This is a genomic window from Bacillus sp. PK3-037 (assembly GCF_054161355.1).
Genome location: NZ_CP096408.1, coordinates 1,719,608 through 1,733,270 on the forward strand (window position 1 = coordinate 1,719,608; position 13,663 = coordinate 1,733,270).

Annotated in this window: 15 protein-coding genes; 9 read left to right on the top strand and 6 right to left on the bottom strand. The window is 45.9% G+C overall.

Annotated elements, in window-relative coordinates; translation table 11 throughout:
- Positions 1-14 precede the first annotated feature (14 nt).
- Positions 15-164 carry a 50S ribosomal protein L33 gene (gene rpmG, locus M1D69_RS08925; RefSeq protein ID WP_003226511.1) on the top strand — a complete coding sequence of 50 codons (150 nt, stop codon included), beginning with the start codon at positions 15-17 and terminating at the stop codon, positions 162-164.
- A 31-nt stretch (positions 165-195) separates the two neighbouring features.
- Here the strand turns inward: rpmG and M1D69_RS08930 are convergent, their stop codons facing one another.
- On the bottom strand, positions 196-966 hold the full coding sequence (locus M1D69_RS08930; RefSeq protein WP_458103973.1) for an alpha/beta fold hydrolase: 771 nt from the start codon (positions 964-966) through the stop codon (positions 196-198).
- Between the two features lie 117 nt (positions 967-1,083).
- Positions 1,084-2,100 (bottom strand): NADPH dehydrogenase NamA, encoded by a 1,017-nt coding sequence (gene namA / locus M1D69_RS08935; protein WP_458103972.1) that lies wholly within the window; start codon positions 2,098-2,100, stop codon positions 1,084-1,086.
- Between the two features lie 170 nt (positions 2,101-2,270).
- On the opposite strand from namA, the gene M1D69_RS08940 reads away from it, so the two are divergent.
- Positions 2,271-3,902, top strand: a complete 1,632-nt coding sequence (locus M1D69_RS08940) for a M20/M25/M40 family metallo-hydrolase (protein ID WP_458106176.1) — start codon at positions 2,271-2,273, stop codon at positions 3,900-3,902.
- Between the two features lie 47 nt (positions 3,903-3,949).
- Here the strand turns inward: M1D69_RS08940 and proC are convergent, their stop codons facing one another.
- A complete protein-coding gene (gene proC / locus M1D69_RS08945) occupies positions 3,950-4,786 on the bottom strand; it encodes a pyrroline-5-carboxylate reductase (RefSeq protein ID WP_458103971.1) in 837 nt (278 codons plus the stop codon).
- A 402-nt stretch (positions 4,787-5,188) separates the two neighbouring features.
- Between proC and M1D69_RS08950 the strand changes: the two genes are divergently transcribed.
- From M1D69_RS08950 to M1D69_RS08970, 5 genes are all read left to right on the top strand, one after another.
- The gene (locus tag M1D69_RS08950; RefSeq protein WP_458103970.1) at positions 5,189-6,148 is read left to right on the top strand and encodes an MBL fold metallo-hydrolase; all 960 of its coding nucleotides are present in this window, start codon (positions 5,189-5,191) and stop codon (positions 6,146-6,148) included.
- A 5-nt stretch (positions 6,149-6,153) separates the two neighbouring features.
- Positions 6,154-6,933, top strand: coding sequence for an SDR family NAD(P)-dependent oxidoreductase (locus M1D69_RS08955; protein WP_059336663.1), 780 nt, complete (start codon positions 6,154-6,156; stop codon positions 6,931-6,933).
- A 92-nt stretch (positions 6,934-7,025) separates the two neighbouring features.
- Complete coding sequence (gene dsdA / locus M1D69_RS08960; RefSeq protein WP_458103969.1) at positions 7,026-8,384, top strand: D-serine ammonia-lyase; 1,359 nt, start codon at positions 7,026-7,028, stop codon at positions 8,382-8,384.
- Between the two features lie 75 nt (positions 8,385-8,459).
- Positions 8,460-9,419: a type I pantothenate kinase gene (gene coaA, locus M1D69_RS08965; protein WP_024121956.1), complete on the top strand. Its 960-nt coding sequence runs from the start codon at positions 8,460-8,462 to the stop codon at positions 9,417-9,419.
- 5 nt (positions 9,420-9,424) lie between these two features.
- The gene (locus M1D69_RS08970) at positions 9,425-9,811 is read left to right on the top strand and encodes a VOC family protein (protein ID WP_458103968.1); all 387 of its coding nucleotides are present in this window, start codon (positions 9,425-9,427) and stop codon (positions 9,809-9,811) included.
- Here the strand turns inward: M1D69_RS08970 and M1D69_RS08975 are convergent.
- The 3 genes from M1D69_RS08975 to M1D69_RS08985 all read right to left on the bottom strand — a co-directional run bounded on the left by M1D69_RS08975 (position 9,808) and on the right by M1D69_RS08985 (position 11,913).
- Complete coding sequence (locus M1D69_RS08975) at positions 9,808-9,969, bottom strand: hypothetical protein (RefSeq protein WP_458103967.1); 162 nt, start codon at positions 9,967-9,969, stop codon at positions 9,808-9,810. The genes M1D69_RS08970 and M1D69_RS08975 overlap by 4 nt on opposite strands.
- Positions 9,970-10,023: 54 nt before the next feature.
- The gene (locus M1D69_RS08980; RefSeq protein ID WP_458103966.1) at positions 10,024-11,253 is read right to left on the bottom strand and encodes an MDR family MFS transporter; all 1,230 of its coding nucleotides are present in this window, start codon (positions 11,251-11,253) and stop codon (positions 10,024-10,026) included.
- 453 nt (positions 11,254-11,706) lie between these two features.
- A complete protein-coding gene (locus M1D69_RS08985) occupies positions 11,707-11,913 on the bottom strand; it encodes a YqzH family protein (RefSeq protein WP_024121951.1) in 207 nt (68 codons plus the stop codon).
- A 167-nt stretch (positions 11,914-12,080) separates the two neighbouring features.
- On the opposite strand from M1D69_RS08985, the gene M1D69_RS08990 reads away from it, so the two are divergent.
- A complete protein-coding gene (locus tag M1D69_RS08990; RefSeq protein ID WP_095713226.1) occupies positions 12,081-13,319 on the top strand; it encodes a DNA polymerase IV in 1,239 nt (412 codons plus the stop codon).
- Positions 13,316-13,654 carry a YolD-like family protein gene (locus M1D69_RS08995; protein WP_024121949.1) on the top strand — a complete coding sequence of 113 codons (339 nt, stop codon included), beginning with the start codon at positions 13,316-13,318 and terminating at the stop codon, positions 13,652-13,654. The genes M1D69_RS08990 and M1D69_RS08995 overlap by 4 nt, the downstream gene beginning before the upstream one ends.
- The last annotated feature ends 9 nt before the right edge of the window (positions 13,655-13,663 follow it).

Genomic DNA, 13,663 nt, shown 5'->3' on the forward strand with positions numbered 1-13,663 from the left:
AAGGAGATGTTAACATGAGAGTAAATGTTACTTTGGCTTGCACTGAAACAGGGGACAGAAACTACATCACAACCAAAAATAAACGCACAAATCCTGATCGTTTAGAGCTGAAAAAATACTCACCGCGGTTAAAGAAATATACCCTTCATCGCGAAACAAAATAGTAAAAACCCCGGCTGCTTCCGGGGTTTTTGTTTAATTGACTGCCTGGTATATCGGGGCGGCCTGCTGGCAGGCTGCGCACCAAACATCATAAATCGCCAGATGGACGATATGAGGTTCATCATGATGAATGTTATGTGAACTGTTTTTAGCTTGTATCCAGCCGCTTTGATCGGATAGAGACAAAATGCTGCTATGCAGGTTTCTCCATTCCTCTTCACGGGAGGCGAATTTCTCAGTGCGTTCACCTGATGCCAGGACAATAAGCGGCATGTTTCCTAAATGGACTTTTTGCTGTTTGAACTGTCGCAGACTTTTCGAAAAGTCTGCTTGTGTCTCCTCGAGCATCATCTGCTTTCTGTATGCTGTATGCATTTCTTCAGGAATAAATGTAAAGCCGCCATTGCCGTAATCTCCTAAAGCGGGATCAAGGAGCACCATGCCGATAATATCCTGTCGGTTTTTACAGGCCCATAAACTGCTGATAACCGATCCGTATGAATGTGAAACAGCCAGATAAGGGGGTCTTATACCTGCTGCCTTAAGCAAGCTTTCTAATTCTCTCACCTTTTGGTCGGCTGTTCGTTCTGCCTTGCTTTGTCCGCTTTTCCCAATGCCCGCTCTATCATATGTGAATATGCCAAATTCGTCATCAATGTCCGCTGTTAGTGGTTTCCACGTCTCTGAAGAAGTGCCGTATCCGGCTTCAAAGACAATGGTTACACCGCTAAATCCTTTTCGGTGTTTTGTATGAAATTCACAACCGTCAACCGTATAGGTCCTTTCGATCCATGCTGCATTCATTGGAGTCATCTCCTCTAATTGGTTCTACTAGGGAGACGGAGAACCTCAGCTGATCGTTTCTCCAAAAATAAAAAAAGAGATATCCGGCGGCGGAGCCGCGGATATCTCGGATCAAGATTACCAGCCTCTTTCGTATTGAACAGGGGCTTGAATGTCTGTATTCAACTGTTTTGCGGCAGTTCTTGCAAAGTAAGGGTCACGTAATAGCTCTCTGCCGATAAAGATGAGGTCTGCACGGTTATTTTGAAGAATTTCTTCAGCCATTGAACCATTTGTAATCATTCCGACAGCTCCAGTCGCCATGTCAGCCTGTTCGCGGATTTTCTCGGCGAAGCTGACCTGATAGCCAGGGAATACGTTAATGTCTGCCTGAACAAGGGCACCTGAGCTGCAGTCAATTAAGTCAACGCCCTGCTCCTTCATCCATTTTGCAAAACCGATATGATCAGCAATGTCTAAGCCTTTGTCTGTATAGTCAGTTGCCGATACACGGACAAATAAAGGACCGTCCCACACTTGTTTGACTTCATCAATGATTTCTCTTAAGAAACGGTAGCGGTTTTCTGGTGAGCCGCCGTATTCATCTGTGCGATGGTTAGAAAGCGGAGATAAAAATTCATGAATTAGGTAACCGTGTGCTGCATGAATCTCAATCACATCAAAGCCTGCTTCTTTTGCACGGGCAGCCGCTTGTTTGAACTCCAGCACAGTCTCTTTCACTTTTTCAGTTGTCATTTCAACCGGCGTGTTTGATTGCTCGTCAAACGCGATCGCAGACGGAGCGAAAATATCTCCTTCAAGCTCTGCTTTACGTCCTGCGTGGGCAAGCTGAATTCCGATTTTTGAGCCTTGTGCTTTTACCAGCTCAGTCAGCTTTGCGAAACCTTCGATATGCTCGTCGCCCCATATCCCTAAATCTTGGTCTGTGATTCGTCCTTGAGGATTAACCGCTGATGCTTCCACAATAATCAATCCGACCTGGCCGACTGCGCGCGTTATGTAGTGAGCCATGTGGAACGGCTGTAGTTTTCCGTCCTTTTCGTGAGAAGAGTACATGCACATTGGTGACATCACAATGCGGTTTTTTAACGTTACATCTTTAATCGTAATAGGTGTGAATAATTTTCTGGCCATTTCTTTCGCCTCCCGTAAGGTTTTTAGAGATTGATTATAACAAGTCATTTCTTTCACGTCATATAAACTGCTCAAACGATCCGAATTTGTCAAACATTTCTGTATAATAGACAGGGAATCATTTTATTTTTTAGGATCAAAGCGTTTTTATACATAGGAGGGCGGAAATGATGAATTGGCAGACTAAGGATGATTTGCTTACCCTTTTAACTTCTCTTGTCCAGTATGAAAGTGTCACCGGTTCAAAAGGGGAGGCCGCACTTGCAGAATATCTTTATTATCTTTTAAAGGACAAGCCTTATTTTCAAAATAACCCTGATCATGTAACACTCCATCCGATGGAAGACGGCAGAACGTTTTTGACAGCGCTTGTCAAAAAGAAAGATGTCAAACAGACGGTGCTCTTGCTGAGCCATTTTGACGTCGTGGACATAGAGGACTACGGAGAATTCAAACATATGGCTTGTAAGCCGGCTGAGCTTTTGAACTCCTTTTTAGAGAAAAAAGAGTTGCTTCCTGAACGTGTGAGAACAGACGCGGAAAGCGGCGACTGGCTGTTCGGGAGAGGCACGATGGATATGAAAGCGGGGCTGGCTGTTCAGCTGTCGATGCTTGAGCGGGCAATGAATGGTCATTTTGATGGGAATGTGCTTTTGATTACGGTTCCTGACGAGGAAGTCAATTCAAGGGGAATGATCGAAGCCGTTCCTGCGCTGAAAGAAATGGAGAAAAAATATCATCTTACATACACTGCTTGTTTGAATAGCGAACCGATGTTTGAAAAATTTCCGGGCGACCAGCAGCAATATGTGTATTCAGGAAGCATCGGCAAGGTTCTCGCAGGGTTTTTCTGCAAAGGGATAGAGACGCATGTCGGAGAGCCGTTTTCCGGTTTAAATGCAAATTTAATGGTTTCTGAGATCAACCGTTTGCTGGAACTGAACGTGAATTACTGCGAAATGGCTGACGGGGAAGTCACCCCGCCGCCGGTAAACTTAATGCAAAAGGACTTGAAGGAGGCATATTCCGTCCAAACACCGCATACGGCCGTTACGTTATTTAATGTACTGACAATGAAGCGCTCCGCGAGTGAGCTGCATAACATGCTGCGGAAAACCGCAGAGCAGGCGGCAGAGAAGATTTCAAACCATATTCAGCAGAAAACACTTGATTTCCAGAAGTTTGAGCCATTTCATCCAATTGAACGAACTGTCTCTGTTTTTACATTTGATGAGCTGCTTGCATGTGCGAAAAGGCGTGTCGGAAGCTCGGAGACGGAACGGGTGCTGAATTTCACTTATGCAAACAGGGGAGACCTTGGAGACAGGGATTTTTCGACTAGAATTGTATCTGAGCTCGCAGCGCTGTGTAAGGAAGATGCGCCGCTCATCGTTCTCTTTTACAGCCCTCCATTTTATCCGGCAGTGTCATCAAAGAACGATCAGATAATCAAGAATACTGCTGGCAAGCTCATTCAATATGCAGCTGACAGGTACGGCATTGCTTTACGGGAGGTTCAGTATTTCCCGGGACTCTCGGATTTGAGCTATCTTCAGCTGGAAAAACAGGAGGTTGGTGCATACACAAGCAATATGCCGCTCTTTAACAAAGGATATTCACTTCCCAGCAGTAAAGACAAGGCGCTGTATGTCCCGGTATTAAATGTCGGCCCGGCTGGAAAAGACCCGCACAAATGGACAGAAAGACTGTATGTGCCTTATTCCTTTGAGGTGCTTCCCGACTTGCTTTCCTTTACAATTTCTGCATTATTAAAACAATCAGAAGCTGCCAGCCAGCCTTAAGATAAAAGAAGACAGAAAGCGCTTTGCTTTCTGTCTTGTGTTTTTTTCTATAAATGCTTCTCTAAGGCGGCTCCGGCAAATTGCGCTTTGATTTCAGCGCTTCGTTTGGCTGTTTCTTCAATACAATGAATGATCGCTTCTTCAAAGCGGGCTTCCGTTAAAGCGCGAAGGCCTGCCTCTGTTGTTCCCCCTGGGCTCGTAATCTCTCTGCGCAGCTGTGCGGGCTGTTTTCCGCTTTGACGAAGCATGTCTGTAGCGCCTGCCATTGTCTGCAGGATCAGTTTTTTAGCCGTTTCCTCATCTAAACCGACCTTTTGCGCCGCTTTTTCCATCGCTTCGATATAGCGATACACGTAAGCGGGACCGCTGCCTGCTATCGCGGTAACGGCATCAAGGTGCTGCTCCTCAACCAATGTGGCGTCACCGATTGTTTCTAGCAATGCTGTAGCCGCCGTGATATCGTCTTGGCTTGCTTCAGCGCTTACGGAAAATCCGGTTGCTGATTTTCTGATGGCAGCTGAAGTATTCGGCATCACCCGTATGACAGCAAGCTTTCTGCCGAAATAATGCTGAATGGTTTCGATGGTAAGGCCTGCAAGCACAGAAATGACAAGCTGATCCTTCATGTAAGAACGAATGCTGTCAATGCTCTCTGCCGCATCCTTAGGCTTAAAAGCGAGAACGACGATATCAGTTTGTGTGAAAAACTCGCTCTTATCCCTGCATGGACGCACGCCGTACATTTCCTTTAATTCATTGAGTCTCTCTTCGTTTGACCTGTTTGTGATATAAATATTTTCAGGTTTTGTAATGCCGCTTTGCAAAAAGCCGTTGATCATTGCTTCAGCCATGGACCCGGCGCCGACAAATCCTATCTTTTTCATGGATATCCTCCTTCTATCAGAACAACAAAAAACCTTTTCATCACGTAAAGGACGAAAAGGTTCGCGGTACCACCCTCATTAGCACAACTTGTGCTCAGCTCAAATCCCGTAACGCGGGAAACGTTTAGGTTTTCCTAACCGCGACTTGAGGGCAGGTTCTACAAACAAGCGGGCCGCGATACCTTTCAGCCTGGGGATATCGCTCTCTCTGGCCATTGCCTGTATACTATTCCTCGTCATAGCGTTCCAATGGTTCTCATTTTAGTTGTTGTTCATTATGCAATGGGGGACAAGATAATGTCAATAGCTTTTTCAAAAAGGGTCGTTCTCATACGGCAATAATGACACAAGACCGAGAAAAAGCTAAAATATGAGTAATGAATGAAGACAAGGAGCAAAAGAATGACAACTGCAGATATCATTCCGATTCGCGTCCCGACACCGTTTGCCGTCGGTGATGTCATCGTTTACTTAGTAAATGGTGACGCGCTGACACTGATTGATGCCGGACCGAACACTAAAGAAGCAGCTGAAGTCCTAAAAGAGCAGCTTGCTAGTATACATATAGAAATGTCAGATATTGAACAGATCGTGCTGACTCACCATCACGCGGATCATGCGGGGTTGCTTGATGTTTTTTCTGATGATATTAAAGTGATTGGACATCCGTTTAACGAACTATATATCAGCAGAGACAAGGCATTTATGGAGTGGCAAAAACATTTTTTTCAAAAGCTGCTGCCTGAGTTAGGCGTTCCATTTGATGATGTGAAAGCAGAAAGGCTCATCCGGTCGGCGTACGCATTTTCCTGTACAAGATCCTTGACCCAAACGGTTACGGAAGGGATGAAAATTGACGGGATGGGTGACTGGACTGTTCTGGAAATGCCCGGACATGCAGAGTCGCATATTGTTCTCTTTCATGAAAAGACCGGAAGAATGCTTGGCGGTGATTTGCTGCTGGCGAACAGTTCGTCTAACCCGATTCTTGAAGCGCCAAAAACGGGAGAAAAAAGATCGGAGCCTTTACTGGATTATCAGCGGTCGTTGCGGAGGCTGTCTGAACTTGCCCCGAACACAGTGTTTCCCGGTCATGGCGAGACGATTGGCAATGTACGGGCACTGATCAAGAAGCGGTTTGACAAGCAGAGCAGCCGAACCGAGGATGTGCGTCATATGCTGTCGGAAAAACCGCTTACCGCTTTTCAGGTCTGTCAGCAGCTCTTTCCTGCCGTTTATGAAAAAGAGTTGTTTTTAACGATGTCAGAAACGGTTGGGCATCTTGATATATTGGCAGCCGAAGCAGGCATCACGACATATTGGGATGGAAAAACCGCATACTTTAGAGCAATAGAGAGGTGAACAGGGTGAAAAATATAGCTGGCAAGCGTATTTGGATTACAGGTGCTTCAGGAGGGCTTGGTGAAAGAATCGCTTATTTATGTGCGGCTGAAGGAGCCCATGTTTTGCTGTCGGCAAGACGTGAGGATCGTTTGAAGGAAATCAAAAGAAAAATGACCGAGGAATGGAGCGGACAGTGTGATATTTTCCCTCTGGATGTCTCCCGTCTTGAAGATATCACCCTCGTCCGTGATCAGATCGGTCCGGTTGATGTTCTGATCAATAATGCAGGCTTCGGTATTTTTGAAACGGTTTTAGACTCTACACTTGATGAGATGAAATCAATGTTTGATGTCAATGTTTTCGGTCTGATCGCCTGTACAAAAGCTGTTCTTCCGCATATGCTTGAGCAAAAAAGCGGCCATATCATCAATATTGCCTCTCAAGCAGGGAAAATTGCCACGCCGAAATCCAGCCTTTATTCAGCGACAAAACATGCTGTGCTCGGCTATTCAAACGCTTTGCGTATGGAGCTGGCGGGCACGGGCGTCTATGTGACGACAGTCAATCCAGGGCCGATTCAGACTGACTTTTTTTCTATTGCTGATAAAGGCGGAGACTATGCCAAAAATGTCGAACGCTGGATGCTTGACCCAGATGATGTGGCAGCACAAATCGCGTCTGCCATTATGACGAACAAACGTGAAATCAACCTTCCTCGTTTGATGAATGCCGGCACAAAGCTATATCAGCTGTTTCCAGCTCTTGTGGAAAAGCTGGCTGGACGGGTGTTCATGAAAAAATAAGCATGGAACTGCCTGTGTGAGGCGCCTTTTGGTGTGTTTGCAGACAGTTTTTTATAAAGATATACATTTGTTAAGGGAAGGAGAAATGGCTGATGTCGATTAATCAAGAAACTTTGCGTAATCTGATAAAAGATCCATTTATTCAGAAATTGATTGATGCACGACCGGTATTCTGGGCTAATCCCGGCAAGAAAGAGGGGATGGTATTACAAGCGGCTGAGTGGGAAAGCGAGATAGCCGAGGCGGACAAAAGACTTCGGCGGTTTGCTCCTTATCTTGCCGAGGCGTTTCCGGAAACAAAAGCTGCCGAAGGGATGATTGAATCGCCGCTTTTTGAAATACGCCATATGAAAAAGAAGCTGGAGGAAGTGTATGGCGAAACGTTTCCGGGGAGATGGCTTTTAAAGTGCGATCATGAGCTTCCGATTTCGGGATCGATTAAAGCACGCGGGGGCATTTATGAAGTGCTGAAGCATGCGGAGGAGCTTGCGCTTCAAGAAGGAATGCTTAAGGAAACAGATGATTACCGCATCTTGCACGAAGAGCGGTTCACTTCATTTTTCTCACGCTATTCCATTGCTGTCGGCTCAACAGGCAATCTTGGTTTAAGCATCGGCATCATTGGCGCCAAACTAGGTTTTCGAGTGACGGTGCATATGTCCTCCGACGCTAAGCAGTGGAAGAAGGATTTACTTCGCAAAAAGGGCGTCACCGTAATCGAGTACGAATCAGATTACAGTGAAGCGGTTAAAGAAGGACGGCGGCAGGCGGAACAAGATCCATTCTGTTATTTTATTGATGATGAACATTCCCGCCAGCTGTTCCTAGGATATGCGGTAGCGGCCAGTCGTTTAAAAAGACAGCTCAGTTTTATGGATATCGAGCCTGGTCCTGAAACACCGCTATTTGTGTATTTGCCTTGCGGAGTCGGCGGAGGGCCGGGCGGTGTGGCATTTGGACTGAAGCTATTGTACGGAAACCATGTCCATGTATTTTTCGGAGAGCCTACCCATTCACCGTCTATGCTCTTAGGTCTATATTCCGGCCTGCATGACCAGATCTCTGTGCAGGATATCGGCTTGGATAATGTAACGGCTGCTGACGGGCTTGCCGTAGGGCGTCCGTCAGGATTTGTCGGCAATCTGATCGAACCTTTGCTGAGCGGCTGTTATACAATTGAAGACGACACGCTGTATACCTTGCTTCATTTGCTGGCTTTATCTGAAAATAAGCATTTAGAGCCGTCTGCGCTTGCCGGCATGTTCGGGCCTGTTCAGCTGTTTTTATCGGATACCGGGAAACACGACATGTCTGAAAATGATCTGCGTCACAGCATGAAAAATGCCGTACATGTTGTCTGGGGAACGGGAGGCAGTATGGTTCCGAAAGAAGAAATGGCTGCATATAAGCGAATTGGTGCTGACTTGTTAAAAGGTAAATTGAAAAAATAAGCAGACAGTAGGAATGTTTTCCGTTACAATCTTTGTAAGCGTTTGTTTAAAGCTACAGAGAGTCAGGTGTAAACAGTGAAAAATAAAGAGCTTAATTTACATACTTTATATACACAGCACAGCCGGCAGTCTTGGTCAGGATTTGGGGGCCATTTGTCGATTGCTGTTTCTGAAGAAGAGGCAAAAGCTGTTGAAGGGCTGAATGATCATCTATCCGTAGAGGAAGTGGAGACGATCTATATTCCGCTTGTTCGCCTGCTTCATTTGCATGTCAAGTCCGCTGCCGAACGAAATAAGCATGTGAATGTTTTTTTGAAGCACCCTCATTCAGCCAAAATTCCGTTTATCATCGGCATTGCCGGCAGTGTCGCAGTCGGGAAAAGCACGACAGCGCGGATTTTGCAGAAGCTGCTTTCGCGTTTGCCGGATCGCCCCAAGGTCAGCCTGATCACGACAGACGGCTTTTTATTTCCTACAGCTGAGCTGAAGAAGAAAAACTTGCTGTCAAGAAAAGGATTTCCTGAAAGCTATGATGTGAAAGCGCTCCTCGAATTTTTGAATGACGTAAAGTCAGGAAAAGAAAGAGTAAAGGCCCCTGTATATTCTCATTTAACCTATGACCGCGAGGAAGGTGTGTTCGAGGTTGTAGAACAGGCTGATATCGTGATCATCGAAGGGATTAATGTTCTTCAATCGCCGACCTTGGAGGATGACCGGGAAAATCCACGCATCTTTGTTTCCGATTTCTTTGATTTTTCAATTTACGTAGATGCGGACGAAAGCCGGATTCTTACCTGGTATTTAGAGCGTTTCCGCCTTCTTCGGGAAACAGCCTTTCAAAATCCGGACTCTTATTTTCATAAATTTAAAGACCTGTCTGACCAGGAGGCTGACGAGATGGCAACCTCGATTTGGGAGAGTGTCAACCGCCCTAATTTATATGAAAATATTTTGCCGACTAAATTCAGGTCAGATTTAATACTGCGAAAGGGAGACCGGCATAAGGTAGAAGAAGTGTTAGTCAGAAGGGTGTGATCATTATGCATCATATTGAACTGTATGTCTCCGATTTGGAAGCGTCTAAGCGGTTTTGGGGATGGTTTTTAGCAGAGATTGGCTATAAAGAGTTTCAAAAATGGAGTTCCGGCATCAGCTGGAAGAAAGATCACTTTTACCTTGTGATTGTTCAGGCAAAAGAAGAATATCTAGAGCCGAAATATCACAGGTGCCGTGTCGGGCTGAACCATCTCGCGTTTCATGCTGAATCCAAGCTTCAAGTCGACCTGATGACTGAAAAATTGATGGCGAAAGGCTATCGTGTGCTGTACCGAGACCGGCATCCTTTTGCCGGAGGAGACGGGCATTATGCAGTCTATTGTGAGGACCCTGACCGGATCAAGGTAGAGCTTGTTGCCCCAAACGGTTAATCGTTTTGGTCTTCGGACATGCTGTTAAGCTTTTTTTCGATTCGGTCCAGCTGTGCTTTACGGTTTTTCGCATATGTAAAGCCGATCACAGCCGCCGAGATAACAGCGGCAAACATGAAAAATACGATCAGCTGAAACATGATATCACCTATATTCATATTTCATCACCTCGTTTTTTGCGGGAGAGAGCGATTCTCTCCCGTCTTCTTGTGTTAAAGCGGCTTCCCCAGTCCGGGTTGCTGCTCAGTGATTCCCGCTTTCATCCTCCGATAGGCAAACACTAAAAACGGCAGGCCAAGCAGGGTGATGCCGCTAAGTACAGAAAAAATGGAACTTGGATGCCCGGCACCAAATGCATCTATACATAAGCCGCCGGCCCAAGGGCCAATCACATTCCCAAACTGCGAAAAGCCAATCGCTCCGAAATACGTTCCTTTTAATCCGGGTTTTGCAATCTGGTCTACAAACAAATCCATCATACAGAATAAGAGCACTTCTCCAATTGTAAATGCAATCACAATGATAACAAATGAAGAAACCCCGTGTGACATGGTCAGGATGATCATGCTGGCGCTGATCATGATATTGCCGAGCATCAGGGAGCAAAGCGGCGAAAACCGTTTACCAAGGTGGACGATGGGAAACTGTGTTGCCAAAACAACAATTGCGTTTAATGTCAGCATCCAGCCGTACAATTTTGTCCCATTTTCGATAAAAGGATTTTGCGCCATATATTGCGGGAATGTAGAGCTGAACTGCGAATAGCCGAAGATGCATAGTGTAATGCCGATAAGAGCAACTGTAAAAAGACGATCCTTTTGCGTTACCATAAACGCTTCCCGAACGTTCAGATTTCTGGATTGTTCTAATGTCGCGGGTGGATGCTTTTTAAATTGGGTGGCAAGGATGACACCGTACATCCCATAAATCACCGCGGGCACCAAAAAAGGAGCGGTAGATTGTGATGAACCAAAGTACAGACCGAGCACAGGGCCGAAGACAACGCCGATATTAATGGCTGCATACCGTAAATTAAAAACCAGCAATCTTGTTTTTTCTTCTGTCATATCTGACAGCAAAGCCTTTGAAGCAGGTTCAAACAGTGATTTGCAAAGTCCGTTTAACGCATTTACCACAAAAAATACCCAGAGGTGAGAAGCGGCCGCAAACCCTGCAAACACCAACATCCAGCCGAAAATGGATACAAGCATCATGTTCTTTCTGCCGAATTTGTCCGAGATATATCCGCCATAAAAGCTTGCAATGATACCGACTGATGAGCTCGCCGCAATGACAAGCCCCGCGTAGGATGCTGATGCGCCTTGGACAGCTGTTAAATAAATCGCTAAAAACGGAATGCTCATCGATGTTGCCATCCTCCCAAAAATGGTTCCGATAATAATTGTCCAGCTGATTGGGTGGATATCTTTCCATGTCTTCATGTTTATTGTTCTCTCCTATTAGTAAGATCTTTTTCTATCATACATGAAAAAATTTCCTTATCCAACGGAGGATTAAATATTTTTACTTACCGGTTATATGGGATTGTATTACACTATGTGTGCGCAGGATGACCTTTGTTTTTGAATGGTTCATGTTTCACGTTTACGCCGTTGAAGCGGAGGTTGAAGTGCTCAGATTTTTTTGTCTGGTGTTTATATCTCACCATGATTCTCATTGAGCAGAAATGCCTGGCCAGTTTAAAAGACACTAGGAATGCGGGAGAATCGGGTTCCTGAATGCTGAGTGAGACGGGGCATCAGGCTAAAGTTTATGCTGATGGGCTTGAGCGCTCCTATATGAGAAGGGGCGCTTCCCGTCGATATCAGCCGCGTCCCTTCTGGCCATACGAAAACAGATATACGAAATTTCTCCAACAATGAAGGTGCATGACACTAAGAAAACAGCCCTTGGTTTGTGACGTAGTCATAAATGATATCCTCTATATGCGCATGCAGGTCCTCGTCTGGATCTTCATTTTGTCTTTCCTCTAAAGCAGCTTTCAGGCTTTGTTTTTCATACGGGCTTAACGGATCAACGGCAACATTTCGGCCGTATTGGCGCAATGCCTGTCCCAGCATTTTTTCGACAAATTTCTCCATTTCGACTCTCCTATCTCTATGGTTCGCTTTCATTCTACTAAATGTTTTCCTTCTCTCAAACCCTTGCATCATATTTTCTGTCAGACAAGAATCATTTACCAGTATAAATCGAACATATTTTCGCATATAATAGTGAAAGCGAACATAAGTTCTTTTTAGAGGTGTGTATGATGAAAGAAAAAGTGATTTTTCTCGTTGACATGCAATCGTTTTATGCATCTGTAGAGAAAGCGGAAAATCCACATTTGAAAAATCAGCCGGTGATTGTTTCGGGTGATCCGGAAAGGCGGGGCGGAGTTGTATTGGCTGCATGCCCGCTGGCGAAACGAAAAGGGGTAGCCAATGCCTCACGCCTGTGGGAAGCGCAGGAAAAATGCCCTGAAGCTGTTGTGCTCCGGCCTCGTATGCAGCGGTATATTGATGTATCGCTGCAAATCACCGCCATTTTAGAGGAATATACAGATCTCGTGGAGCCCTATTCCATTGACGAGCAGTTCATGGATATCACAGGCAGCCAGAAGCTGTTTGGGGCGCCCGAGGAGATTGCTAAAAGCATTCAGGACAGAATCATGCGGGAGGTCGGCATTTATGCCCGGGTCGGAATCGGCCCTAATAAAGCGCTCGCCAAAATCGCGTGTGACAATTTTGCCAAAAAGAATAAGAACGGTATTTTCACGTTAACGAAAGAAAATATGAAAACCGAGATGTGGCCGCTTCCGGTAGGGAGTATGTTTGGCGTCGGGAGCCGGATGAAACATCATTTAAATCGAATGGGCATCAGCACGATCGGCGGGCTTGCGGTTTTTCCGCTCGAGCTTTTAAAAAAGAAATGGGGCATTAACGGACACGTGCTGTGGATGACGGCGAACGGAATCGACTATTCTCCTGTGTCAACGGCATCGCTGGACGGCCAAAAAGCAATTGGCCACGGAATGACACTCCCGAAAGACTATGAACACTTTGACAAAGAAATAAAAGTCGTTCTGCTGGAGCTGAGTGAAGAGGTATGCAGGCGAAGCCGAAACGCCGGGATGATGGGACAGACGGTTTCGGTGAGCTGCAGGGGGGCTGACTTTGATTTGCCGACCGGCTTCAACCGGCAAGTGAAGCTGGCGGAACCGACCAATTCTACGCAGGATGTGTACCAGGCTGTATGCAGACTGTTTCTCAAGTTTTGGGACGGGAAGCCTGTCCGCCGCCTCGGGGTCAATCTCTCTCAGCTCTCATCTGATGAAGTATGGCAGCTTAATTTATTTCAGGATTATGCAAAGAAGATGAGCCTCGGCTATGTGATGGACGGGATTAAAAACCGGTTCGGCGACACGGCGATCATCAGGGCGGCCTCACTGACAGCGGCAGGCCAGGCGTTTGAACGAGCGGCTAAAATAGGAGGGCATTATAAATGAATGAGCATTTAAAAAGAGGCAATCTGCTGTGGGAAGGAAGCCGAATGTTTCTGCCTGAACATAAACAAAGCCTGCTTGAGAGAAAACACCATAAACAGAAGCTGCAAAGGCCAATCCTTGATTCGGATAAGCTGGAGGAGATGAACCAAACGCTTTGCATGGCAATGGAATTTGCTCAGGATATCACTGTCAGCTGCTTTCAGGATGGCGAAATTGTCACCTGCAGCGGGAAAATCTGCCGCTATGAGGAATTTGAAAAAACAGTGTGGATAAAAGGGGACGCCGGCAAGCTCTGTAAGCTGAGACTTGATCAGGTGCTTGATATTTTTCTGTAAATGTTCCCC

Coding starts and splice junctions, on each gene's coding strand:
- rpmG (WP_003226511.1), top strand. CDS start 15: ATGAGAGTAAATGTTACTTTGGCTTGCACTGAAACAGGGGACAGAAAC.
- M1D69_RS08930 (WP_458103973.1), bottom strand. CDS start 966: ATGAATGCAGCATGGATCGAAAGGACCTATACGGTTGACGGTTGTGAA.
- namA (WP_458103972.1), bottom strand. CDS start 2,100: ATGGCCAGAAAATTATTCACACCTATTACGATTAAAGATGTAACGTTA.
- M1D69_RS08940 (WP_458106176.1), top strand. CDS start 2,271: ATGAATTGGCAGACTAAGGATGATTTGCTTACCCTTTTAACTTCTCTT.
- proC (WP_458103971.1), bottom strand. CDS start 4,786: ATGAAAAAGATAGGATTTGTCGGCGCCGGGTCCATGGCTGAAGCAATG.
- M1D69_RS08950 (WP_458103970.1), top strand. CDS start 5,189: ATGACAACTGCAGATATCATTCCGATTCGCGTCCCGACACCGTTTGCC.
- dsdA (WP_458103969.1), top strand. CDS start 7,026: ATGTCGATTAATCAAGAAACTTTGCGTAATCTGATAAAAGATCCATTT.
- M1D69_RS08970 (WP_458103968.1), top strand. CDS start 9,425: ATGCATCATATTGAACTGTATGTCTCCGATTTGGAAGCGTCTAAGCGG.
- M1D69_RS08975 (WP_458103967.1), bottom strand. CDS start 9,969: ATGAATATAGGTGATATCATGTTTCAGCTGATCGTATTTTTCATGTTT.
- M1D69_RS08980 (WP_458103966.1), bottom strand. CDS start 11,253: ATGAAGACATGGAAAGATATCCACCCAATCAGCTGGACAATTATTATC.
- M1D69_RS08985 (WP_024121951.1), bottom strand. CDS start 11,913: ATGGAGAAATTTGTCGAAAAAATGCTGGGACAGGCATTGCGCCAATAC.
- M1D69_RS08990 (WP_095713226.1), top strand. CDS start 12,081: ATGATGAAAGAAAAAGTGATTTTTCTCGTTGACATGCAATCGTTTTAT.
- M1D69_RS08995 (WP_024121949.1), top strand. CDS start 13,316: ATGAATGAGCATTTAAAAAGAGGCAATCTGCTGTGGGAAGGAAGCCGA.